At 62.7% G+C, this 23,045-nt stretch carries 25 protein-coding genes and 2 tRNA genes; 15 read left to right on the top strand and 12 right to left on the bottom strand.

All coding sequences use genetic code 11. The annotated features are described in order from the left end of the window. Positions 1-105: 105 nt before the first annotated feature. The 7 genes from NKH91_RS27180 to NKH91_RS27150 all read left to right on the top strand — a co-directional run bounded on the left by NKH91_RS27180 (position 106) and on the right by NKH91_RS27150 (position 8,095). On the top strand, positions 106-1,983 hold the full coding sequence (locus tag NKH91_RS27180; protein WP_023719773.1) for an ABC-F family ATP-binding cassette domain-containing protein: 1,878 nt from the start codon (positions 106-108) through the stop codon (positions 1,981-1,983). Between the two features lie 4 nt (positions 1,984-1,987). Beyond that, positions 1,988-2,185 carry a hypothetical protein gene (locus NKH91_RS27175; protein WP_023719772.1) on the top strand — a complete coding sequence of 66 codons (198 nt, stop codon included), beginning with the start codon at positions 1,988-1,990 and terminating at the stop codon, positions 2,183-2,185. A 42-nt stretch (positions 2,186-2,227) separates the two neighbouring features. Then, positions 2,228-4,336: a molybdopterin-containing oxidoreductase family protein gene (locus NKH91_RS27170; RefSeq protein WP_352791881.1), complete on the top strand. Its 2,109-nt coding sequence runs from the start codon at positions 2,228-2,230 to the stop codon at positions 4,334-4,336. 58 nt (positions 4,337-4,394) lie between these two features. Further along, a complete protein-coding gene (locus NKH91_RS27165; RefSeq protein ID WP_023719770.1) occupies positions 4,395-5,093 on the top strand; it encodes a DUF2270 domain-containing protein in 699 nt (232 codons plus the stop codon). A gap of 185 nt (positions 5,094-5,278) precedes the next feature. Continuing rightward, positions 5,279-6,934: a cation:proton antiporter domain-containing protein gene (locus NKH91_RS27160; protein WP_352848430.1), complete on the top strand. Its 1,656-nt coding sequence runs from the start codon at positions 5,279-5,281 to the stop codon at positions 6,932-6,934. A gap of 378 nt (positions 6,935-7,312) precedes the next feature. Further along, on the top strand, positions 7,313-7,546 hold the full coding sequence (locus NKH91_RS27155; protein ID WP_023719768.1) for a DUF680 domain-containing protein: 234 nt from the start codon (positions 7,313-7,315) through the stop codon (positions 7,544-7,546). 276 nt (positions 7,547-7,822) lie between these two features. Beyond that, the gene (locus tag NKH91_RS27150; protein WP_023719767.1) at positions 7,823-8,095 is read left to right on the top strand and encodes a DUF680 domain-containing protein; all 273 of its coding nucleotides are present in this window, start codon (positions 7,823-7,825) and stop codon (positions 8,093-8,095) included. Positions 8,096-8,209: 114 nt separating this feature from the next. On the opposite strand, the gene NKH91_RS27145 is transcribed toward NKH91_RS27150, so the two are convergent. The 6 genes from NKH91_RS27145 to NKH91_RS27120 form a co-directional block, all read right to left on the bottom strand. Beyond that, entirely contained in the window at positions 8,210-8,725 is a 516-nt protein-coding gene (locus tag NKH91_RS27145; protein WP_023719766.1) for a SixA phosphatase family protein, read from the bottom strand. Positions 8,726-8,839: 114 nt separating this feature from the next. Next, positions 8,840-9,043: a hypothetical protein gene (locus NKH91_RS27140; protein WP_352495577.1), complete on the bottom strand. Its 204-nt coding sequence runs from the start codon at positions 9,041-9,043 to the stop codon at positions 8,840-8,842. A gap of 196 nt (positions 9,044-9,239) precedes the next feature. Continuing rightward, positions 9,240-9,791 (bottom strand): class I SAM-dependent methyltransferase, encoded by a 552-nt coding sequence (locus NKH91_RS27135; RefSeq protein WP_352495576.1) that lies wholly within the window; start codon positions 9,789-9,791, stop codon positions 9,240-9,242. A gap of 172 nt (positions 9,792-9,963) precedes the next feature. After that, the gene (gene purN / locus NKH91_RS27130; protein ID WP_023719764.1) at positions 9,964-10,671 is read right to left on the bottom strand and encodes a phosphoribosylglycinamide formyltransferase; all 708 of its coding nucleotides are present in this window, start codon (positions 10,669-10,671) and stop codon (positions 9,964-9,966) included. Beyond that, positions 10,668-11,732, bottom strand: a complete 1,065-nt coding sequence (purM, locus tag NKH91_RS27125; RefSeq protein WP_352472623.1) for a phosphoribosylformylglycinamidine cyclo-ligase — start codon at positions 11,730-11,732, stop codon at positions 10,668-10,670. The genes purN and purM overlap by 4 nt, the downstream gene beginning before the upstream one ends. Before the next feature lie 142 nt (positions 11,733-11,874). Then, positions 11,875-12,567 carry a hypothetical protein gene (locus NKH91_RS27120; protein ID WP_352495575.1) on the bottom strand — a complete coding sequence of 231 codons (693 nt, stop codon included), beginning with the start codon at positions 12,565-12,567 and terminating at the stop codon, positions 11,875-11,877. A gap of 141 nt (positions 12,568-12,708) precedes the next feature. On the opposite strand from NKH91_RS27120, the gene NKH91_RS27115 reads away from it, so the two are divergent. From NKH91_RS27115 to NKH91_RS27100, 4 genes are all read left to right on the top strand, one after another. Beyond that, a complete protein-coding gene (locus NKH91_RS27115; RefSeq protein ID WP_023719760.1) occupies positions 12,709-13,266 on the top strand; it encodes a CDP-alcohol phosphatidyltransferase family protein in 558 nt (185 codons plus the stop codon). Then, positions 13,238-14,464, top strand: coding sequence for an AI-2E family transporter (locus tag NKH91_RS27110; protein ID WP_352481773.1), 1,227 nt, complete (start codon positions 13,238-13,240; stop codon positions 14,462-14,464). Before NKH91_RS27115 ends, NKH91_RS27110 begins: the two co-directional genes overlap by 29 nt. 5 nt (positions 14,465-14,469) lie before the next feature. Then, on the top strand, positions 14,470-15,174 hold the full coding sequence (hdaA, locus tag NKH91_RS27105) for a DnaA regulatory inactivator HdaA (protein WP_023719758.1): 705 nt from the start codon (positions 14,470-14,472) through the stop codon (positions 15,172-15,174). Between the two features lie 62 nt (positions 15,175-15,236). Further along, positions 15,237-15,518: a hypothetical protein gene (locus tag NKH91_RS27100; RefSeq protein ID WP_352495574.1), complete on the top strand. Its 282-nt coding sequence runs from the start codon at positions 15,237-15,239 to the stop codon at positions 15,516-15,518. Between the two features lie 240 nt (positions 15,519-15,758). Here NKH91_RS27100 and NKH91_RS27095 read toward each other — a convergent pair whose 3' ends face one another. Further along, entirely contained in the window at positions 15,759-16,730 is a 972-nt protein-coding gene (locus NKH91_RS27095; RefSeq protein ID WP_352495573.1) for a GlxA family transcriptional regulator, read from the bottom strand. 129 nt (positions 16,731-16,859) lie between these two features. Here NKH91_RS27095 and NKH91_RS27090 point away from each other — a divergent pair, with 129 nt between their 5' ends. Continuing rightward, positions 16,860-17,687: an alpha/beta fold hydrolase gene (locus NKH91_RS27090; protein WP_352495572.1), complete on the top strand. Its 828-nt coding sequence runs from the start codon at positions 16,860-16,862 to the stop codon at positions 17,685-17,687. Between the two features lie 123 nt (positions 17,688-17,810). Here the strand turns inward: NKH91_RS27090 and NKH91_RS27085 are convergent. Continuing rightward, positions 17,811-17,887: transfer RNA gene (locus NKH91_RS27085), tRNA-Pro, on the bottom strand. A 160-nt stretch (positions 17,888-18,047) separates the two neighbouring features. On the opposite strand from NKH91_RS27085, the gene NKH91_RS27080 reads away from it, so the two are divergent. The 3 genes from NKH91_RS27080 (at position 18,048) to NKH91_RS27070 (ending at position 19,765) form a co-directional block, all read left to right on the top strand. Further along, positions 18,048-18,353, top strand: coding sequence for an ETC complex I subunit (locus NKH91_RS27080; RefSeq protein ID WP_352515784.1), 306 nt, complete (start codon positions 18,048-18,050; stop codon positions 18,351-18,353). A 54-nt stretch (positions 18,354-18,407) separates the two neighbouring features. Then, positions 18,408-18,484 (top strand) — tRNA-Arg (locus NKH91_RS27075). 60 nt (positions 18,485-18,544) lie between these two features. Next, complete coding sequence (locus NKH91_RS27070; protein ID WP_352495570.1) at positions 18,545-19,765, top strand: anion transporter; 1,221 nt, start codon at positions 18,545-18,547, stop codon at positions 19,763-19,765. A gap of 108 nt (positions 19,766-19,873) precedes the next feature. On the opposite strand, the gene NKH91_RS27065 is transcribed toward NKH91_RS27070, so the two are convergent. From NKH91_RS27065 to NKH91_RS27050, 4 genes are all read right to left on the bottom strand, one after another. Continuing rightward, positions 19,874-20,188, bottom strand: coding sequence for a cupredoxin domain-containing protein (locus tag NKH91_RS27065; RefSeq protein WP_352481771.1), 315 nt, complete (start codon positions 20,186-20,188; stop codon positions 19,874-19,876). A gap of 11 nt (positions 20,189-20,199) precedes the next feature. After that, positions 20,200-20,724 (bottom strand): DUF4142 domain-containing protein, encoded by a 525-nt coding sequence (locus tag NKH91_RS27060; protein WP_023719753.1) that lies wholly within the window; start codon positions 20,722-20,724, stop codon positions 20,200-20,202. Positions 20,725-20,828: 104 nt separating this feature from the next. After that, on the bottom strand, positions 20,829-21,500 hold the full coding sequence (locus NKH91_RS27055; RefSeq protein ID WP_023719752.1) for an RNA polymerase sigma factor: 672 nt from the start codon (positions 21,498-21,500) through the stop codon (positions 20,829-20,831). Positions 21,501-21,752: 252 nt separating this feature from the next. Further along, positions 21,753-22,922, bottom strand: coding sequence for a cystathionine beta-lyase (locus NKH91_RS27050; RefSeq protein ID WP_352481770.1), 1,170 nt, complete (start codon positions 22,920-22,922; stop codon positions 21,753-21,755). Between the last annotated feature and the right edge of the window lie 123 nt (positions 22,923-23,045).

Raw genomic sequence — 23,045 nt, 5'->3', positions numbered from 1 at the left:
GTGCGCGGGGGTCGACGTCACCTGCTTGCCGGTTTTCGCGCCTTATGCGGCGAACCGGGGCTCAAGCCCTTGCGAAGCATGGTTGTCCCGTGCAAAAGCGCGGCCATGCTGATCATCAACGACCTTTCGCTCCGCATGGCCGGACGCCTGCTTCTCGACCATGCCTCGCTGACCTTGCCGGCCGGCAGCAAGGCTGGCCTTGTCGGCCGCAACGGCACCGGCAAGACGACCTTGTTCAAGGCGATCACCGGCGACCTCGCCTCCGAGACCGGCTCGATCAGTCTGCCCAAGAACACACGCATCGGCCAGGTCGCTCAGGAAGCGCCGGGCACCGAGGAGCCGCTGATCGAGATCGTGCTCAAGGCCGACCTTGAACGGAGTGCGCTGCTCGAAGAGGAAAAGACGGCGACCGATCCGCACCGCATCGCCGATATCCATATGCGGCTGGCCGATATCGATGCGCACTCGGCCGAGTCACGCGCCGCCACCATTCTCGCCGGCCTCGGCTTCGACGACGCCGCACAACGGCGCCCGGCCTCGTCCTTCTCCGGCGGCTGGCGCATGCGCGTCGCGCTGGCCGCGGTGCTGTTTGCCGAGCCCGATCTGCTGCTGCTCGACGAGCCGACCAATTATCTCGATCTCGAAGGCACGCTGTGGCTGGAAAACTACGTGTCGAAATACCCGCACACTGTGCTGCTGATTTCGCACGACCGCGACCTGCTCAACCGAGCCGTCAATTCGATCGTCCATCTCGACCAGAAGAAGCTGACGTTCTGGCGCGGCGGCTACGATCAGTTCGAGCGCCAATATACCGAGCAGCGCGAATTGCAGGAGAAGGGCCGCGTGAAGCAGGAAGCCGCGCGCAAGCACATGGAATCCTTCGTCGAGCGCTTCCGCGCCAAGGCGTCGAAGGCGAGGCAGGCGCAGTCGCGCATCAAGGCGCTGGAGAAGATGAAGCCGATCGCCGCGATTGTGAACGACACGGTTCGGCCGTTCTCCTTTCCGGAGCCGGTGAAGACGGTGGCCTCGCCGATCATCGCGCTGAACAACGTCAATGTCGGCTATACCGAGGGTGCGCCGATCCTGAAGAAGATGACGCTGCGCGTCGATGCCGACGACCGCATCGCGCTGCTCGGCGCCAACGGCAACGGCAAGTCGACCTTCGCCAAGCTGTTGGCCGGCCGGCTGAAGCCGGAGACCGGCGGCATGACCGTGGCGCCCGGGCTGAAGGTGGCAATCTTCGCCCAGCACCAGCTCGACGACCTCAGGCCCGACGAAAACGCCTATGAGCATGTCCGCCGGCTGATGCCGGACGCGCCGGAATCCAAGGTGCGCGGCCGCGTCGCGCAGTTCGGCCTGACCACCGAAAAGATGAACACCGCCGCCAAAGACCTGTCCGGCGGCGAAAAGGCGCGGCTCCTGATGGGCCTGTCGGCCTTCGAGGGGCCGAACCTGTTCATCCTCGACGAGCCGACCAACCATCTCGACATCGACAGCCGTGAATCGCTGATCCATGCGCTGAACGATTTTCCCGGCGCCGTCATCCTGATCTCGCACGACCGCCATCTGCTCGAAGCGACCGCCGACCGGCTGTGGCTGGTCAAGGAGGGCGCGGTTAACCCGTATGACGGCGACCTCGAGGACTACAAGACGCTGGTCACCGGCGTCTCCGGCGACCGCCGCGGCAAGCGCGAGGCGGACAAAGCCTCGAAGGCCGACCGCCGCCGCGATGCAGCCGCGCGCCGCGCCGCTTTCGAGCCGCTGGCCAAGGAAATCCGCGCCACCGAAGCGCTGATGGACCGCCTCCGCAAGCGCATCGACCTGATCGAGGACGAACTCGCCAATCCGGCCGTCTACGAAAAGGACCCCTCGACCGCGACAAGGCTGGCCAAGGAACGCTCACAACTCGCGCAACAGCTGGCCGGCCACGAGGAGAAATGGCTGTCGATGTCGGCGGAGTACGAGGAAGGCACGGCGGAGTAGGACGATGTCGGCAAAACTGTGGATCGAAGCTGCCAAGGTTTTGGCCGTCAATTCCGGAGCTGTCGTAAAATGTCCTGAGTGTGGAGACGGCAATCTGCTGGTCATCGACGCCGGAGCCGGATCATCGCATGTCGAGCGCCACATACATTGCCCGAAATGCGGTGCCTACAACGCCTTGTTCAAGCGCATTGATGGCGTGTAACTGGCCCTACACGCCGCTATCACAACCGGCTAGTTTGCTCCCATGAATCAGCACGCCAAGCTCAAAATCGGCCATTCGGCCTGTCCGCATGATTGTCCCTCAACCTGCGCGCTCGAGGTCGAGTTGCTTGACGCCAGGCGTATCGGCCGCGTCCATGGCGCCAAGGCCAACAGCTACACGGCCGGCGTCATCTGCGCCAAGGTCGCCCGCTACGCCGACCGCGTCCATCATCCCGACCGCCTGCTGAAACCGCTGATCCGGGCGGGCGCCAAGGGCGAGGGCGCCTGGAAGGAAGCGAGCTGGGAGGCCGCACTCGACCTTGTCGCCGAAAAGTTCATCGCGGCGGAGGCAAAATTCGGCTCGGAGACGGTCTGGCCCTATTACTATGCCGGCACGATGGGTCTGGTGCAGCGCGACGGCATCGAGCGGCTCAGGCATGCCAAGAAATACTCCGGCTTCTTCGGTTCGATCTGCACCAATCTGGCCTGGACCGGCTGGATGATGGGGGCAGGCGCACTGCGCGGTCCCGATCCGCGCGAGATGGGCAAATCCGACTGCGTGGTGATCTGGGGCACCAACGCCGTGGTCACGCAGGTCAACGTCATGACCCACGCCATCAAGGCGCGCAAGGAACGCGCAGCCAAGATCGTCGTCATCGATGTTTACGAGAACGCGACGATGAAGCAGGCCGATCTCGGCCTAGTGCTGAAGCCCGGCACCGACGGCGCGCTGGCCTGCGCGGTGATGCACGTGCTGTTCCGTGACGGCATGGCCGACCGCGCTTATTTGGAAAAATACACCGACGACCCGCATGGTCTGGAAGCGCATCTTCAAACGAGGACGCCGCAATGGGCCGCTGATATCACCGGGCTTTCTGTCGACGAAATCGAGACCTTCGCCCGTCTCGTCGGCACGACGAACAAGACCTACTTCCGCCTCGGCTACGGGTTTTCGCGCCAGCGCAACGGTTCGGTCAACATGCACGCCGCAGCCTCGATCGCCGCGGTCACCGGCTGCTGGCAATATGAAGGCGGCGGCGCCTTCCATACCAATTCGGGCATCTTCAAGCTCAATCAGGAACTGCTCGAAGGCACGCGGATGCGCGACCCCGCGATCCGTCATCTCGATCATTCGCGCATCGGCCCGGTGCTGACCGGGGCTGAGGATGCGCTCTATGGCGGCCCGCCGGTGACGGCGCTGCTGATCCAGAACACCAATCCGGTCAATGTCGCGCCGGAGCAGCGGCTGGTGAAGCAGGGTTTTTTGCGCGACGATCTGTTCTCCTGCGTGCACGAGCAGTTCATGACCGACACCGCCAAGCTCGCCGATGTGGTGCTGCCGGCGACGATGTTTCTCGAGCATGACGACGTCTACAAGGGCGGCGGCAACCAGCACATCACGCTCGGGCCGAAGCTGATCGACCCGCCGGAAGGTCCGCGCACCAACCATTTCGTCATCGAGGAACTCGGCAAAAGACTCGGTGTCGCCGATCGCCCGGGCTTCGGCATGACCGAGCAGCAGCATATCGACGTCATTCTGGGCAAGCGCGGGCTGGGCAGCTTTTCGAGCCTGAAAGAGCAGAAATGGGTCGATTTGCAGCCGGATTTCGATGCCGCGCATTACCTCGACGGCTTCGGCCATGCCGACAAGAAGTTTCATTTTCGCGCCGACTGGACGGGCCAGGCGTCGCCCAATCGGCCACCGAAAAGCATGGGCCTGTTCGGGCCGGTGGCGAGCCTGCCGGAATTCCCCGACCATGTCGATCTGATCGAGGTGGCGGACGAGGCGCACCCGTTCCGGCTGACCACCTCGCCGGCGCGCAATTTCCTCAATTCGACCTTCACCGAAACGCCGGTGTCGCAGGCAAAAGAGCGCCGGCCGGAGCTGCTCTTGCATCCCGATGATGCGGCGGCACTCGGCGTCGCCGACGGCGGCCGCATCGAAGTCGGCAACCAGCGTGGCGAAGTGGTGCTGCACGCAAAACTGTTCGACGGCATCAAGCGCGGCGTGGTCATCGCCGAAGGCATCTGGCCGAACAGCGCCCATGAGCGCGGCGAGGGCATCAACGTGCTGACTGGCGCCGATGCGCCGGCGCCCTATGGCGGCGCCGCCTTCCACGACAACAAGGTCTGGCTGCGCCCGGCAACTTGAAGCGTTCGGAACGATATGTTCCTCCGGCCGTTTTCGCATGGCGGGTGGAGGCATGGTCATGGCAGAAGCGTTGGCGGCGCCGGACCCCATCGGGCGAACGCTTTCGTCCGGCGAACTCGTAACCACGATGTCCCACTTCCATCGCGCCGAGATTGCGCGCATGGCTGGGTGGCGCGACCGCCTGGACCGGACGAGCAATTGGGCGATAACGGTTGTCGCGGCGATGCTGTCCGTCTCGCTTTCGACAGCCAGCGCTCACCATGGCGTGCTGCTGTTTGCCATGCTGCTTGTTCTGCTGCTGCTGTGGATCGAGGCGCGGCGATACCGCTTCTTCGACTTCTATCGGGCTCGCGTGCGCCAGTTCGAACGGCACTATTTCGCACAGGTATTCTCGCCGCAGCCGGATTTCGCGTCCGATTGGCTGTTGATCGTCGGCGAGAGCCTGCGCGCACCAAAATTCCTGATTTCGCAACGCGTGGCTTTGGCGCGCCGTCTGCGTCGGAATTACATCTACATGCTGCTGATCCTGCTGCTGGCCTGGATCCTCAAACTGTCGACCCCCAGCCTCCTAAACGAAGGCGTCCGCATCGGCTTCGTCGGGTCGATGCGTGAGGCCGTCGCCAGTGCTGCGCTGGGTCCAGTTCCTGGTGGCGCCATCGTCGTGCTGGTCGCCGTCCTCTATGCCGGCTTGCTGATGGCAGCCTACCTGACGGAGAGCGACGACGGCGAACTCTCCTTCGGTGACGTCCACGTTTAGCAATGCCCTGTCTAGCAACGCAACGGCCTGTCGCGCGTTGTGGGGCAGGTGTATTGGGCGATGGGGGTTTCATGGCTTGGCAGGCTCCGACACGTTCCAGCCTGGCGCTGTTGGTTTGTGCATTCGTCCCCGCAGGAGCGGCCCGGGCGGCGGAGACGCTTGTTGCCGGAACCAAGGCTTCGGGAATGGGCGGTTCAGGCGAAGGCGCTTTCGTTGCCGAGATCGTCCTGCTGCTGCTTGTCGGGCGCGGCCTGGGCGAAGTGCTGCAGCGCTATGGCCAGCCGGCAATCATGGGCCAACTGATCGGCGGCATCCTGCTCGGTCCTTCGCTGTTCGGCTGGCTATGGCCATCGGCTCAGCACCTGATCTTTCCCAGCGATCCTGCGCAAAAGGGCATGATCGACGCCGTCTCGCAGCTCGGCATCCTGATGCTGCTTTTGCTGACCGGCATGGAGACGGACCTGCGGCTGGTGCGCCGGGTTGGCGCGGCCTGTTTTTCTATTTCGGCGACCGGCGTCGTGGTGCCTTTCATCTGCGGTTTCGCGCTGGCGCAGTTCCTGCCGGACGCATTGCTGTCTGACGCCACGCAACGCACCGTCGCCGGGCTGTTCCTGGGCACCGCGCTGTCGATCTCGTCGGTCAAGATCGTCGCTATGGTGGTGCGCGAGATGAACTTCATGCGCCGCAACCTCGGACAGGTGATTATTTCCTCGGCGATTATCGAGGACACGATCGGCTGGCTTATCATCGCCGTAACCTTCGGCATCGCCACCAATGGCAGGCTGCAGTTCGCGCCGCTGGTGACCACCATCGCCGCGGTGGCACTATTCATGGTGTTCTCCTTCACCATTGGCCGCCGTCTTGTCTTCACCTTGATCCGCTGGACCAACGATCAATTCCACAGCGAGTTCGCGGTGATCACCATGATCCTCATCATCATGGGCGTGATGGCGCTGATCACCAATATGATAGGCGTGCATACGGTGCTGGGTGCGTTCGTCGCCGGTATCCTTGTCGGGGAATCGCCCATCCTCTCCAGCCATATCGAAGGCCAGCTGCGCGGCGTCATCACCGCGCTGTTCATGCCGATCTTCTTCGGCATGGCGGGGCTTTCCGCCGATCTCACAGTGCTTGCCGATCCGACGCTTGCCATGCTGACGGGCGCTCTGGTGGTTATCGCCAGCATCGGCAAGTTTGGCGGCGCGTTCATCGGCGCCAGGCTCGCCGCCATGTCGTTCAAGGAAGCAATCGCCGTCGGCAGCGCCATGAACGCGCGCGGCTCGACCGAGGTGATCGTCGCCAGCATCGGCCTGTCGATGAACATCCTGTCGCACAATCTCTTCACCATGATCGTCACCATGGCCGTGATCACCACGCTGGCCATGCCGCCGATGCTGCGCTGGGCGCTCGGCCGGCTGCCAGTTGGGCACGACGAGCAGCAGCGTGTCGAGCGCGAGGCGTTGGACGAATACGGCTTCATTTCCAGGCTGGAGCGGCTGCTGGTGCTGGTCGACGACAGCAGGATTGGCAAGTTCACTGCCCATCTCGCCGGACTGGTCGGCGGAGGCAGCGGCATGCCCACTACCTTGCTTCGCCTGCCCACCACCTTGCTTCAGCCGAAAGACGGCCGAATTGACAGGCCGAGCGACGACAAGGCGATCACTAGGGAGGCGGCCAAAGGCGCGGCGATCGTCGTGATGGGTGTCACCCAACGTCCGGGTGAGGACCTGTTCTTCGGCGAAACCGCCGGCGCTGTTTTAGCCGCCTGCAACTGCCCCGTGGTGCTTCTGGCCAGCGCGCGGCCCAAGCATGACACCGCTGGCGCTGAGCTGGCAGCGTGATTTTTACTGGGCATTGATCGGTCGGCAGGCATGTCGATCGAGGCTCTGAAGTGCAGATCAGTCAAGCGAAAGAAAGAAGTCAAACCGAACGGTTCGGTTCTGTTGACAGAGCATACAGGAGGGGGTGAACGCCGGCTCAAGAATGCTCGCGCCGCAAATCCCGCTTTTCGGCATAACCAATTGAAAATAAACAAGCACATTGTGGCGAAAGGAGCCGCATGCCGGATTTCAAGCGGCCAATTTGGCGCACCGGCACAAAATTTTCGTGATTGGAAACGACAGGTGTGCCGACCCATCTCGGGGTGGTCCGAGCGACGCGAATTCCTCCCAAGGCACGCCACTTGACGGACAGAACAGAGAAATACCGGAGTACCTGAAATGACCAAGATCGCTCTTACCGCCGCCGCCATCCTCGTTGCCACCGGCACCGCTTTTGCGGGCAGCGACCATTATGGCTCGGACAACGTCAACCAGCCGGCCGCTCCTGCTGCCAACGTTGACAACACGTTCACCGGCTCGATCCGCAAGCCGGTTACTTCCGAGCATACCGGTGCCAAGACGACTTCCGAGTCGGTGGCGCCTGAATCCGGCCCAGGCATCTGGGGCCGCTGATTATCACAGCCCCGGAACACAAAGAGCGGCGGGCTCGGCCCGCTACTCTTGCTTTCGCGTATCAGCCGGGACGAGCGCTGGATCGAATCCTGCGCCAATCGAATACTTTGAATTGCAGGTTTCATCTGTAGCCACAATCTCGGTTGCTGAAATCGTCCAGCAACGTGCACGTCGGAAAAAGCCGATGCGTATTCGTCGGCGCGGGCAGCGCTCTCATCTCGAATGCGTCGAAAGCAACGACAACTCACGAATGACCAGCACACTGGAGTACCCGAAATGACCAAGATTGCTCTTACCATCGCCGCTATCGTCCTCACCGCCACGGGCAGCGCCTTTGCCGGCAGCGACCACTATGGTTCGGACGGTGCCAACCAGCCGGCCGCGCCTGTTGGCAATGCGCCTGTCGGCGCTATCGACAGCGGGTTTACCGGTTCCATCCGCAAGCCGCTGGCGGCTGAGCACAACGCCGTCGACACCGGGGCGACGACCCGATTCGGCACGGATCAGCCCGTAGTGCCCCAATCTGGCCGGGGCAACTGGGGCCGCTAGTTCCTCAAACCCCGGGAGCACAAAGAACGGCGGGCTTGGCCCGCCGCTCTTGTTTGTGCGAAGCTCGGTCGGTCGAGGGATCGGCGGTTTTTCCCCCGGCCTGTTGGTAAATCCCTAACGCAGATCCTTCGGCCAAATGCAGTGCGTCAGTCGGGCGCTGCCGAAGGTGAGACCGGCCCAATCGCCATCGACGTCGAACCGAGCCAGGGCCGCGGTCGGGAATTTTTCCGCCAGCTTTTTCAGCGCCGCTTCATCCGATCCAGCCCCGGCAAGCCCGCGCGCGAACTCCTCCAACCCGGGATTGTGGCCAAGCACCAGCAGCGTTCCGGTCTCCGCCTTTACTTGCCGCACCTTGGCGAGGATGTCCGCCGCCGCTGCCTCGTAGAGCGCCTGGGCAAATTTGGCCTGCACCTTCGCCGGCAATTCCGCCGAAACCAGCCGCCATGTGTCGCGGGTGCGCAGCGCCGGCGACACCAGCGCCAGCTCCGGCAGCCAGCCGCGCCGGGTCAGTTCGCGCCCGACCAGCGGCGCTGCTTTCCGCCCGCGCCCGGACAGCGGCCGGTCGAAATCGATGAGGCCAGGATCGTCCCAGCTCGACTTAGCGTGACGCAGGAGCAGCAATTGCATCATGGTTTCAAAATAAGGCCGAAACATCGCGTGCGCCATGCACGACGCGGACAATCTCGACGCATTGTTCGGCCAGTCAATAAAGCACGAGATAATTTGCCGTCAACGATCCGGATGTCAGCCATTCCGCTGGTTTTTGATGGCGTTGCCGAACCTGCTGCGGGCTTTTTGTTTTATATCCTCGATGTCGAACGGGGCGGACGGACCACTCTCCAGCCCCTCCGCCCAGGCTTTCCGTAATCGCTCCGCTTCGGCTATGCGCAAGGGCTGGCCAAGCCCGCATTCGGGTAGCACCTCGCTGACTTTTTCGACGGTCGCCATCAAGCTGTCTCCTATGACTTACCTGTGCTGTCGGCGACGTCGCATCGTCTATGAGCTGCCCTTCCGGGCGCGCACGAAAATGAACGCCGGGAGGCGGCAAAGTCGATCATATCCCTTTGGGTCCTTCAGTCTCAGTTCCTCACTTGGCGTCGGCTCGCACATCCGCTCAATGACAAATCCAGCATCCGCAAGAGGGTCAGTCAGATCGCGTAGCGGCCTTCGATAGTAGCGCATTCTGCCCGAGCCATCCCCATTCCTCCTCGATCAGTTCGGCATTCAAATATCCAGGATCGAGAATGCTGACTTGATCGTGAACTGGGTGATGCGTCGAAAATACCAGCGTGCCAGTTGGTCGAAGCAGCCGCGCATATTCAGAAAAAACGGCTGGTAGGTCCGCTAGGTAATGGAGGACGAGCGAAGATAGCACGAGGTCAAAAGTCTCGTCGCCGAGGATACCTTGCAGATTGCTCACGTCGCCCTGGATCACGCGGGCGCGACCTGCGACGCGCTTTTGCGCGAGAGCAACCATTGCGGCGCTACGGTCGACAGCAACCACGCGAGCACCGTGGCACATCAGCCAATCGGCGTACCAGCCGTGACCGCAACCGGCATCAAGAACATCGATATTGTCGACCGGTGGCAGGAGATGCAAGGTCGTCGGGCGCTCGTAGAGAGCATTCCAGGGCCGCTCATCGATCATCGCCGAGTAACGCCCGGCGATGGTGTCATAGTCTGTCGTTTCGGGCACGGACGTCATACCTCGTTATACCCGAAATCAATATCACTGGCGTCTGCCTTTGGCACATCGCGTCCTTGCGCTGTGCTGCCGAAAATCTGGCCGCTATCGAGACACAGCAGGCTTTCGCAGCCCACCGCACGGCTAATTTGTGGGGTTCACGACCCAGCCGATTGAAAAGCAATCACGGCGTTATCCGCGCCAGGTGCTCAAGATCGGTCTCTTCACGCAGCGGGTCGGGCGCGATCACCACCGACGTGGCGTTGTCGGCATCGTCGGCGAAGCGCGAAAACACCGTGCGGCCGCCTTCCATCCGCGCCTTGCCTTCGGCGACCAGGCCCAGCGCCAGCGGATAGAGCTGGTGCTCGGCCTTGAGCACGCGCGCGGCCAGCGTGTCCTCATTGTCGCCGACCATCACCGGCACTGCGGCCTGGGCGATGATCGGCCCGTCATCCATGTCGAGCGTGACGAAATGCACTGTGCAGCCATGGATGCGCATGCCTGCGCGGATGGCTCGCGCGTGCGTATCCAGCCCCTTGAAGGCAGGCAGCAGGGCAGGGTGGATATTGACCATCCGGCCCTGCCACTTCTCGACGAAACGCGCGCCGAGGATGCGCATATAGCCGGCCAGCGCGACGATTTCGGCGCCGAACGACAAGAGGGCCGCATCGATCGCCCCGTCATGCGCTTCCTTGCTGGCATAGTCGGAGCGCGAAATCACCTTAGTGGCGATGCCGCGAGCCGCGGCGATGCCGAGGCCGGCGGCATTGGCGCGATCGGAGATGACGCCGACGATCTCGGCCGGATAGGCCGGGCTGCCGGCGGCCGCGATCAGCGCCGTCATGTTGGAGCCGCGCCCCGAAATAAGCACTACGGTGCGTTTTCTGGTCATAGGCCGATCGAGCCCCGATAGATGACGCCGGCATCGCGGCGCGGCACGATCTGGCCGATCGGCGTCACCGTCTCGCCGGCCTCCTGCAGAACGGCGGCGACCTGCGCCGCCTGGCCGGAGGCGACGACCAGGATCATGCCGATGCCGCAATTGAAGGTGCGCATCATCTCTTCCGGCGCGACGCCGCCGGTCTTGGCCAGCCACGAAAACACCGGCGGCACTTCGATGGCGCCAAGATCGAGCTCGGCCGAAAAATCCTTGGGCAGAACGCGCGGGATGTTTTCTGGAAAGCCGCCGCCGGTGATATGGGCCAGCGCCTTTATGCCATGCGTGTTGCGGATCGCCTTGAGGATCGACTTGACGTAGATGCGCGTCGGCTCGAGCAGCGCCTCGGCCAGTGTCGCCTCGTCATTGAACGGCGCCGGATCGCCCCAGCCAAGGCCGCTTACCGCGACGATGCGGCGGACCAGCGAAAAGCCGTTCGAATGCAGGCCCGACGAGGCAAGGCCGAGCAGCACGTCGCCCTCGACGATGTCGTCGGTCGGCAGCAGCTGGCCGCGTTCGGCGGCACCGACGGCAAAGCCGGCAAGGTCGTAGTCCTTGTCGTGATACATGCCCGGCATTTCCGCCGTCTCGCCGCCGATCAGCGCGCAACCGGCCTGCCGGCAGCCGGCGGCAATGCCGCCGACGATCGAAGCACCCTGGTCGGGATCGAGCTTGCCGGTGGCGAAATAGTCGAGGAAGAACAGCGGTTCGGCGCCCTGCACGACGATGTCGTTGACGCACATGGCGACGAGGTCGATGCCGATCGTATCGTGCTTGCCGGCGTCGATGGCGATCTTCAGCTTGGTGCCGACGCCGTCATTGGCGGCGACCAGCACCGGATCGGTGAAGCCGGCGGCCTTTAGGTCGAACAGGCCGCCGAAGCCGCCGATCTCGCCATCGGCGCCCGGCCGGCGGGTCGCGCGCACCAGCGGCTTGATCTTCTCGACCATGAGATTGCCGGCATCGATGTCGACGCCCGCTTCGGCATAGGTGAGCCCGTTCTTGCGCTTGCTCATTTCCGGCGCCTGCTCATCTGTTGCGCTTGCCTGTCGCTGGTTTCATTCGCTTGCGGGCTCTTCGCATGAACGGCCGCACCTCGCAAGGATGACGGCGGGATCAGACGGTCTTGGCTCGACAAAAGAGTGGACACTGCCGCCCTTATGGACGCCCCTCTCGTTCCGCCAGAACCATGTCGACGCGGTCGAGTTGTGCCTTGGCGTAGCCGCTCAGCGCTATTCCGCTATTGTTCGTTCGAATCCAGTGCACAGCCTGCCTCACCCGCTCGTAGTGCCCAAGTTCGATTTCGCAGGCAATCAGCGCGAGGATCCGAACTGCGAAGGGCTGTGTGAATTCGTAAGGTTTGTCGAGCAGCTCGCTATGTCCGGCGACGTAACTGGCGAGGTCCGGATTCTGAGCCCTGATCCGTCGCGCCAGCTCGACATATTTCCCCAGCAACCTATCTATGCTCATCTGGTCAAGGTTCTCGAAGTAACGAGCATAAGCTTTCAGCTCATTGTTAAATATCGTTTCGGGATGAAACTGCGACAGTCCGGGCCAGATCCATTTTTTGCCGTACAGCCTTTCAAGCAACGGCCTGACGGTAAGAAAGTCCAGGTAAACGAGCATGTTCACATGAACATCGCCAGAGCTTGCAGTAAAGGCTTCTTCGAGAATCAGGCTGATATCGTCGCTCCGGTCGACTTCGAAGACGCCTTTCCGGATGCGGCGAAAGCCATGTCCCATCATGAACGTATCGAGATACTTACGCGCTTCGCCAACGGCCAAAGACAAGGTTCCACTCCCTCTTTGTTGCGCCATGGTGCCTTGATGGTTGCCGAAGAGTCCAGCCACTGCGCCGCTTGTTCCAAAATAGCTTCGCGGCCAGTGCGCTCTCGACAAACCCGTGCACGGCCCAACTTTTGTCGCTTCTCACTTGCCGTGACCCTCCATCTCCATCATGTATCGACAAACAAGAGCGACGGGATAATGCGTTTGACCATCCCCAACATGATCACGATCATGCGCTTCGTGCTGGTGCCGGCCGTGGTGCTGGCCATGCTGCAGGAACGCTGGGACTGGGCCTTTGCCGGCTTCCTCATTGCCGGCATTTCCGACGGCGTCGACGGCTTCATCGCCCGCCATTTCAATCAGTTTTCCAGGCTCGGCGCCTATCTCGACCCGATGGCCGACAAGCTGCTGCTGGTCTCCGTCTTCGTGGTCATGGGCATCAGCGGCGAGTTGCCGCTATGGCTGGTCATCACCATGGTGTCGCGCGACGCGCTGATCGTCTGCGCCGTGCTTTTGTCCACCGTCATGGCGCATCCGGTTGAGATGAAGCCGCTCCTGGTGTCGAAGGCCAACACCGCGATCCAGATCGTGCTGGCGGCAGTGGTGTTGGGCGAACTCGCCTTTGACATCCGTCTCGATCCGCTGAGGCCGGCCCTCATATTGCTGTCCGGGGTCTTGACCGTGGCTTCGGCCGCGGCCTATCTCGTGGCTTGGCTGAGGCATATGAGCGGCTATGGCGAAGGCTCCACACCCGGCACCTGAACGCGGGGCACCTGAACACCAGGCACCCGACGAACGGTCGATCGACGCCGAGGCCGAAGCCGCGGCAGCGGAGGCTGCGGCATCGGCGTCGTTTCGGCGCCAGATCCGCTTCTGGCTGGTCAGCGCCATCATCCTCGCCGTCTTCCTCTATGTCTTCAGCGGCATCCTTCTGCCCTTCGTCGCCGGCATGGTGCTCGCCTATTTCCTCGACCCTGTCGCTGACCGGCTGGAGCGGCTCGGCCTGTCCAGGCTGATGGCGACGGTGGTCATCCTCATCGCCTTTATCGTCGTCCTGGTGCTGGCCGTCGTCATCCTGGTTCCGGTGCTCGCCTCGCAGATGGCTGATTTCGCCAGCAAGCTGCCGGACTATCTGACCCGGCTGCAGAGCCTGATCACCAGTTTCGACCCGAAATGGCTGGAAGAGAAATTCGGCGTCGACGCCAATGGCCTGCGCGAAGGGCTGAACTCGCTGCTGACCTCCGGCTTCGGTCTCCTGACTACGGTCTTCACCTCGATCTGGAGCTCCGGCGTGGCGCTGGTCTCGGTTGTCAGCCTGTTCGTGGTGACGCCGGTCGTCGCCTTCTACATGCTGCTCGACTGGGACCGCATGGTGGCAATCGTCGACGGCTGGGTGCCGCGCGACTATGTCAAGACGGTCCGGGCGATCGCCAGGGACATCAACACCGCGACCGCCGGCTTCGTGCGCGGCCAGGGTACGCTCTGCCTGGTGCTCGGCGCCATGTATGCCACCGGCCTGACGCTGACGGGCCTGAATTTCGGCATCCTCATCGGCCTGTTCGCCGGGCTGATCTCGTTCATCCCCTATGTCGGCTCGCTGACCGGGCTGGTGCTGGCTGTCGGCGTTGCCTTCGTCCAGTTCTGGCCGGACTGGACCATGATCGCGGCAGTGGCAGGCGTGTTCTTCGTCGGCCAGTTCATCGAGGGCAACATCCTGCAGCCGCGGTTAGTCGGCAAAAGCGTCGGCCTGCATCCGGTATGGCTGATGTTTGCGCTGTTTGCCTTCGGCGCGCTGTTCGGCTTCGTCGGCCTGCTGATCGCCGTTCCGGCTTCCGCCGCCGTTGCCGTTCTGGTGCGTTTCGCCATCGCGCGCTATCTCGAATCGCCGCTCTACAAGGGCCATGCCGACGAGCCGGTGCCGCCGCTGCCGGTTCGGCGCCGCGGGGGCGCGCGCGGTTGAGCCAGATGCCGGACAACAAGATCGATCCGCCGCGCCAATTGCCGCTCGATCTAGGCCACGGCACCGGCTATTCGCGTGACGAGCTCGTCGTCTCCGCCACCAACAGCCAGGCCGCGGCGCTTGTCGACCGCTGGCCGGACTGGCCGTCGCCGGTTGTCGTGCTGGCTGGGCCGGCCGGCTCGGGAAAAACCCATCTGGCCTCGATCTGGCGGACCCGCGCCGACGCGGTGAAAGTGGAGGCCGCCCGCATCGGCGACTGTATCGAAAATCTCGGCGCGCATCCGGCCCTGATCGACGATGTCGACGCCGGCCCGGTCGACGAGCACGGCCTGTTCCACCTGATCAATGCGGTGCGCGGCGCCGGCTCGACCTTACTGTTGACGGCGCGCCGCTTTCCCTCCGCCTGGGGCGTCAGGCTGCCCGACCTGGCGTCGCGGCTCAAGGCGGCGGCTACCGTCGAGATCCACGAGCCCGACGATCTCTTGCTGGCCGGCGTCATCACAAAACTGTTCGCCGACCGCCAGGTCGAGGTCGAGCCGCATGTCGTGCAATACCTGGTGCGCCGCATCGAACGCTCGCTGGCCACCGCCATGCGGGTGGTCGAACGGCTCGACCGCACCGCGCTCGAGCGCAAGACGCCGATAACGCGAGCGCTCGCAGCCGAGACGGTCAGCGCCATGGATGAAGGGCAGGGCGAGTTCGAGATATAGCGGGATGATCTCGTTTGGCGGGTGTGCTAATCAAGTCGATCTTTTTGACAGTAGGTATTGGAATGAGCCCGATCGTCAGACGAATCGCACTGATATGGCTTGTCTCATCGCTGTTCTGGTCGGCGATCGTGGTCCAAGAGATCTTCGATTACGCGGACTTGATGCTCAGGACCTACGGCGAGGAGCCTGCTCATAGCACCTGGCTCAGGCAAGCCTTTTCGGAGTTTTGGCCAGCTATTCCCTGGGGCTCGGCCGTGATCCTGGTCGTGGAAGTCGGAGGCGCATTGCTGCTAATTTCAGGAATTCGACTGATCCGGCACATCAGGCAAAAAGCCTCGGCGTGAACATCAGGGAGCTCATTCCCGTCTGTGTCCCATTTCGAGAAGAAAGACTGGCATCTGTCTTGCAACAAAGAGCTTGCCGGCTGATCCCGGTCCTGATTGCGTATCAATCAGGTAAGTAGGCTCGCCGGGAGATGGGGTGGTTGGGGTTCTCTTCCCGGCGAGCTTGCCTTTGGCAGCATCGAATCGATAGCGCCATTGCGCGGCGGCCGGGCCTCAGCTCTCTCCACCCGCAATCACAGCTCATTCCACGCCAAAGCGCCGGCGATAATCGCCGGGCACCAGGCCGGTTATCCTGGCGAATACCTTGCGGAAGGAGCCGGGATCGTCATAGCCGACCTCCCAGGCGATCTGGTCGATCGATCGTATCGTGGTTTCCAGCATCTCGCGCGCCTTGCCGACCCGCAGGTGCTGACAATATTCGGTCGGCCTGAGGCCAGTGGCGTTTCGGAAGCGTCGCAGAAAGGTCCGCTCCTCCAGCCCCGCATGCTCGGCCATGGCGCCGAGCGTCACGTCGCGCGCGCCGTTCGCCTGCAGCCAATGCTGCACCTTGAGGATCGCTTCGTCGTCATGGGTCAATCGCGGCGCAAACGGGCTGTAAAAACGTTGCTCGCGGCCCGGCGGATCGACCAGCATGAAACGCGCCGTGTCCATCATGACGGTTGACCCGAGCACCCTGTCCACGAGCTTGAGGCCGAGGTCGGTCCAGGCCATGTAGCCGCCCGCGGTGATGATGTCGCCATCGTCGATGACCAGCCTGTCGGCGTCGAGCAAGATGTCTGGAAAGCGTAGCGCCAGCGCGTCGCGATAGGCCCAGTGCGTTGTCGCGGCGCGACCGGACAACAGGCCGGTCTCGGCAAGCACGAAGGCGCCGGCACAGACCGAACCGAGCGTCGCGCCTGCCGCATGACGGTCCCTGAGCCAGCCGGCATAGGGCGCGGCCGCCTCGCGAGGGATCGGCTGCAGCAGGGTCGGCGGCAGGATGACCATGGCCGGTTCATTGTCGGCGCCGGGGTCGCTGTCGAAGGTGCGGATTACGGTATTGCCCGCGTCCAATTGCCAATGGCTGACGCGAAGCCTCGCCGCCTCCGGCGACCGCTCGACAGCCAGCCGGTTTGCCAGCATGAAAAGATCGGTCAGGCCGAGCACGGCTGCTTCCTGCACGCCGGGATACAAGACAAGGCCGATTTCGATCAGATCACGCGCAGCCGTCATTTGTCAGTTTTGCCACGTTGAATGTCCGTTTTGCCAATGCTCACCCTGACCGCACTGTTATAATTTGTCCAGCTGAAGGGGCTAAAAGCTTCCCTGTTACCTCCCAGCTTTCCATCAAGGAGTAGGACGATGAGCACATTCACCACCCATGACGGCACCGAGATTTTCTATAAGGATTGGGGCAAGGGCCAGCCGATCGTGTTCCATCACGGCTGGCCGCTGAGCTCAGACGACTGGGACAACCAGATGCTGTTCTTCGTCGAAAAGGGCTACCGCGTCATCGCCCATGACCGCCGCGGCCACGGCCGCTCGTCGCAGACCGCGACCGGCAATGAGATGGACACCTACGCCGCCGATGTTGCGGCGCTCGCGGCGCATCTCGATCTCAGGGATGCGATCCACATCGGCCACTCGACCGGTGGCGGCGAGGTGGCGCGTTACGTCGCGCTTTATGGCGGCGGAGGCCGTGTTGCCAAGGCGGTGCTGATCGGCGCCGTGCCGCCGATTATGGTCAAGACCGACAGCAACCCCGGCGGCTTGCCGATCGAAGTCTTCGACGGCTTTCGCGCGGCTCTGGCCGCTAATCGCGCCCAGTTCTACAGGGATGTGCCGGCCGGCCCGTTCTATGGCTTCAACCGCGACGGCGCCAAGATCTCGCAAGGCGCCGTCGACAATTGGTGGCGCCAGGGCATGATGGGCGGAGCCAAGGCCCATTACGACTGCATCAAGGCATTCTCGGAGACCGATTTCACCGACGATCTCAAAAAGATCGAGGTTCCCGTCCTGATCATGCATGGCGACGACGACCAGATCGTGCCGATCGCCGATTCCGCGCTGCTTGCGGCCAAGCTGGTGAAGCACGGCACGCTCAAGATCTACAAGGGCCTGCCGCACGGCATGTGCACCACCCATCCGGAGATCATCAATCCGGATCTGCTGGCCTTCATCCAGGGCTGACATCTTCCATATCGGACGGGCAGCGCAGGCTCGTGCTGTCCGTCCGTTGCCTGAGCATGATACGGCGACGGATCACGCTCGAGCGTGATCAGCTTGCGCTGCCGACGAGATTTGCTTGATGAATGGTCGGAGTGGAGAGATTCGAACTCCCGACCCTCTGGTCCCAAACCAGATGCGCTACCAGGCTGCGCTACACTCCGAACGGTCTGTTGCCTATTGATTTCGGCCCGCCAAAGCAAGCGTAAAAAGCCATCGGCCTTGCTGCCGGCGCCATTGCGCAGTAATGACGGGCTAGTGCATGGCCAGAGAATAGTAATCTGGTTTCGAGGTCGTGTGCTTGCAACCAGCAATGAGGTGGTCATGTCAGCCCGCATTTTCAGCCCAGCCAAAACCGCGATGCAGTCCGGCAAGGCCAAGACCGGCTATTGGGTGCTGGAATTCGATCCGGAGCAGCGCAAGAAGATCGATCCGCTGATGGGCTACACCACGTCCGGCGACATGCGAAGCCAGATCAGGCTGACCTTTGACACCAGGGAAGAGGCGGTCGCCTATGCCGAGAAGGAAGGGCTGTCTTTCCGCGTCGAGGAGCCGAAGGAAATCAAACGCCGCCAGATTTCCTATGCGGAGAATTTCCGCTATGACCGCAGGACGCCCTGGACGCATTGATCTCATACCGGCCCTGCCGGCGCCAACAATCAGCCGGTCATGCGGCCGGCCAGCGGTCCCGTAGCTCAGCTGGATAGAGCACCGGCCTTCTAAGCCGATGGTCACAGGTTCGAATCCTGTCGGGATCGCCAATATTTCAGCGTCCATTCCGGACAGGTTCACTCGCCAGTCGCGAACAGGATTTCCAACACATGACAGCGATGGGCGCGGCGGCATTGCTGATCCTGGTCCTGACCTATGCCGGCGTCGCCATCGGCACGATACCAGGGCTGCGCCTCGACCGGGCAGGCATCGCGCTGCTCGGCGGTGCGGCGATGATCGCCATCGGCGCGCTCAGCATGGAGGACGCCTACCGCGCCATCAGCTTCGACACCATCACGCTTTTGCTCGGCATGATGATCGTCGTGGCGCATCTGAAAGTGTCCGGCGCTTTTCGCGCGCTCGGCGGGTTCGCCATTGAGCATGCGCATGCGCCATTCATGCTGCTGGTGATGGTGACGCTGTTGACCGGCGTCCTGTCGGCATTCCTGGTCAACGACGCCATCTGCCTGGTCATGGCGCCGATCGTCGTCCATGTCACCCGCGTCATCAACCGCAACCCGGTTCCCTATCTGATCGCCACCGCCACGGCCTCGAATTGCGGCAGTGTCGCCACCATCACCGGCAATCCGCAGAACATGGTCATCGGCGCCCTGTCGGGGATTTCCTATCCGGCCTTCTCGGCGGCACTTGCACCGGTCGCGGCGTTCGGCCTCTTCGCCGTCATCGTCATCATCCGCATCGTCTACCGCGCCGAATTTTCGCGCAAGGCCGAGCTCAGCCCCGAAGTCTATCGCGGCCGCATGCTGCCGGGGCAGGTGCTCAAGGCGGTGGTCGTCTGTATCGGTTTGGCGGTCGCTTTCTTTGCCGGCGTTCCCGTAGCCAAGGCGGCGCTGATTGGCGGTGCGATTCTGTTGCTGACCCGCGCCATCAAGCCTGAGCGCATCTATCGCGAGATCGACGGGCCGCTGCTGTTCATGTTCGCCGGGCTGTTCATCGTCGTCGCCGGTGCCGAAAAGACATTGCTGACGCCCGACATCGTCGCTTCGGCAAAGGACCTTGGGCTGAATGATGTCTGGCGGCTGTCCGGCTTCACCGCAGTGCTGTCCAACATCATGAGCAACGTTCCGGCCGTGCTGGCGCTGCGGCCGTTCATACCCGGCCTGGAGAATCCAGAGCGTGCCTGGCTGGTCGTCGCCATGAGCTCGACCCTGGCCGGCAATTTCACGCTGCTCGGCTCGGTCGCCAATCTGATCGTTGCCGAGCACGCGCGGGTCTCCGGCAAGCCGCTGGGCTTCATCGCCTTCTTCAAGGTTGGCCTGCCATTGACGCTGGTCACGCTTCTTGTCGGGACGGCATGGCTGGCGGCCTAAAAGCACGTCGCGTTCGACCGGCCTCATGCGACGCGCTTTAGGCTCTTGTTTTATGCATGTCGTTATCGCAAAACCGCTGCACACTTTTGCGCGACAGGCATTAGCCAGTCAGGGCGATGTCACCGTCACATGGCCCTTCATATTGGGATGGAAGCGGCAGAAATAATCGACCGATTCGGCCTTCTTCACCATCAGGCTTGCTGCCTGCTTCGGCGGGATCATCACTTCCCAGCCGCCGTTGACGGTTGCCGTGTGGGCGAACACGTCCTTGTTCACCCACTTGATCGTGTCGCCGACCTTCGCCTCGATGTTTCCGGGCGAAAACACAACCTTGTCGATCGTCACCTCAATGGTTTCGGCCTTAGCAGGTGCGGCGCCGATGGTCAGCGCCAGCGCAACCCACAGATGCCGCCTCGACACCATTGGCCCGATCCTCACTTCAGCATACCGGCGACGTGTTCGGCGTGCTGTTCGTGGCCCTGGAATATTTTCAGGCCGGTTTCCAGCAGGCTCTTCAGCTCGGCATTGCCGGCCGACGGGATCAGCAGAGTTTCGAGCGCGCCATTGACCTGCTTGTGGTAGGCCACCTCGCTGGCGACATAGGCCTTGTCGAACGCCGCGCCCTTGAGCTTGGCAAGCTTGGCACGTTCCTCGGCCGCCGCCTTGGTCAGCGCTTTGCTGGTCGGATTGTCCTCAGGCGTGACCTTGAGCTTCTTGACCAGGTCGAGAGCCTGTTTGTTGACGGCCTCGTGATCCCGCACCATGTCCTTGGCGAAATCTACGACCTCTTTGTTTTTCGATTTCTGCAGCGCCTGCTTGGCCGCCTCGACGTCAAGCACGCCCGCTGTGTAGGCGATATGTGCGATCTGCGGATCGGTCGGCTTGTCGGCAGCTTGCGACAAGGGCGCTGCGCTAAGCAGGAAAAATGCGGCCAGTGCCGTGGTCGATCGAATAAACATGATGCTCTCCTTCGCCCCGACGCCGAGCTGCATCGGGCTTCGTTTTCAGTGATGCTCATTGGATGCAGGTCGCCGGAAAACGTTCCCGCGAAAATCGACGCGACCTATCCGGAAAGACCAAGCCGCTGCATCACGGCATTGGTCAGCCGTTCACAGCGCCGGCCCGCGAACGGAAACGCGTCGAGCAGCACCGGGCCGATCTGGTCGTCCAGCGCCTTGCGCACCAGCGCACGAGCGCGGTGCAGCCGGGTCTTGATGGTTTCTGGTCGCACGCCAAGCAGTTCGCCGGTCTCCTCGATGCTCAGCCCCTCGATGACTCGCGCCACGAACACCAGCCGGTAGACATCGGGAAGACTGTCGGTTGCCCGTTCGACAAGCTCAAGGATCTGCCGTTGCGCCATCGTCCGCTCCGGATCGTCGCTCGGGTTGAGGGGAAACCGGATGATTTCGGCTTGCGGATTTTCAGGTATCGCCACCATTCGCCGCCTTTTGCGCAAGCGGCCGAGCGCTTCGTTGATGACGATACGCGACAGCCACGTGGCGAGCGAGGCATCGCCACGAAAGGCCTCGAGGTGGGCAAACGCCCTGACATAGGCCTCCTGGACGATGTCCTCGGCCTCGCTGTCGTTGCGCACAACGCCGCGGGCGATGCGGTAGAGCCTCTGGTTGTGCGTCTTGATGATGGTGCGGAATGCATCGCCATCGCGTGCCAGCGCGCGGCCGACAAGCTGCATGTCGCCGGAAGCGGCGGACGTTGCCGTCAACACAGCCGGCATTGGCGATCTCCTGATAGGCTTCTCATCGGGATATTGGATGCATCGGCCGACAAAAGGTTCCCGACCGATCCGCCGGCCAGCCTCGATCCGCATCAAGCGCCGGCAGAAGCTATTCTATCGCTTCCGCCACGCCGGCGTCTCTATTTTGTAGACGCCGCTTCATCGGCTGATCGGTCGCCATGACACCGCTCAGGATCGCAGTGTTTCCAGGCTGTTACGCCGATTCCTGACTCAGTCTGGCAAGGTGCTGGCTCAGGCCTCTGCGGCCGCCGCCAGCCCGCGCGCCAGGTCGGCCTTCAAATCCTCGACATCCTCGAGCCCGATCTGCAGGCGCACCAGCGGTCCGTCATACGGGCCCTTGGCGACGGTACGGTCGCCCAGGAATACCGGCACGGCAAGGCTCTCATAGCCGCCCCAGGAATAGCCGAGGCCGAAAAACTTCAACGCGTCGAGGAAGGCGTGCTGCTGCTTCTGTCCGCCGCCTGCAAGGACGATAGAGAAGATGCCGCTCGATCCGCAAAAATCGCGCTTCCACAAAACGTGGTCGGGATGGCTGGGCAGCCCCGGATGCAGCACCTGCGCCACGCCCGGCTGGCCCTCCAGCCAGCCGGCGAGGGCAAGCGCGCTCTTTTGATGGTGCTCCAGCCGCACGCCCATTGTGCGCAGGCCGCGCAGCACCTGGTAGACGTCATCCGGCCCGGCGCAGCATCCCATCGTGTTGAACGTCTCGCAAAGCTGCTTCCAGCAGGCTGCGTTGGCCGAGACCGTGCCGAGCAGCACGTCGGAATGGCCGGCCGGGTATTTCGTCGCCGCATGGATCGAGATGTCGACGCCATGGTCGAGCGGGCGGAAGTAGAGCGGCGTCGCCCATGTGTTGTCCATCATGACGATGGCGCCGGCGGCATGCGCTGCCTTGGCGATGGCCGGTATGTCCTGCACCTCGAAAGTGTTGGAGGCCGGCGATTCGGTGAACACCACCCTGGTGTTGGGCTTGATCAGCGCCGCGATGCCGGCGCCGATGCGCGGTTCGTAATACTCGACCTCGATGCCCAGCCGCTTCAGCATCGTGTCGGCGAAATTGCGGGTCGGGTGATAGACGGAATCGACGATCAGCAGATGATCGCCGGCCGACAGGAAGGCGAGCAGCGGCAGCGTCACCGCCGCCAGGCCCGATGGAACCGCGACCGTGCCCGCAGAGCCTTCCAGCGCATCGATCGCGCTGTTCAGCGCATCGGTGGTCGGCGTGCCCCGCGTTCCGTAGGTGTATTTCTGGCTGCGTGAAGCCATCGCCGCCGCGTTGGGATAAAGCACGGTCGAGGCATGCACCACCGGCGGGTTGACGAAGCCGAAATAGTCATGCGGGTTGTTGCCGGAATGGGCGAGCCGCGTGTTGATGCCCATCTCGCTGCCGTCTTTTGCCATTGCATTTCGTCCCGTGAGTAGGTCGTTAGCCATAGTGCGGCGGCATTGGCCGCGCAACCGCACCGCACTCGCCAGGCAAAGGTCTTGAATATGCCAATTCAGCAATGCGCCGTAGATCCGCAG

It is taken from the genome of Mesorhizobium sp. M0894, from assembly GCF_040319725.1.
Classification (GTDB): domain Bacteria; phylum Pseudomonadota; class Alphaproteobacteria; order Rhizobiales; family Rhizobiaceae; genus Mesorhizobium.
This window is presented reverse-complemented; position numbering and strand designations above follow the sequence as displayed.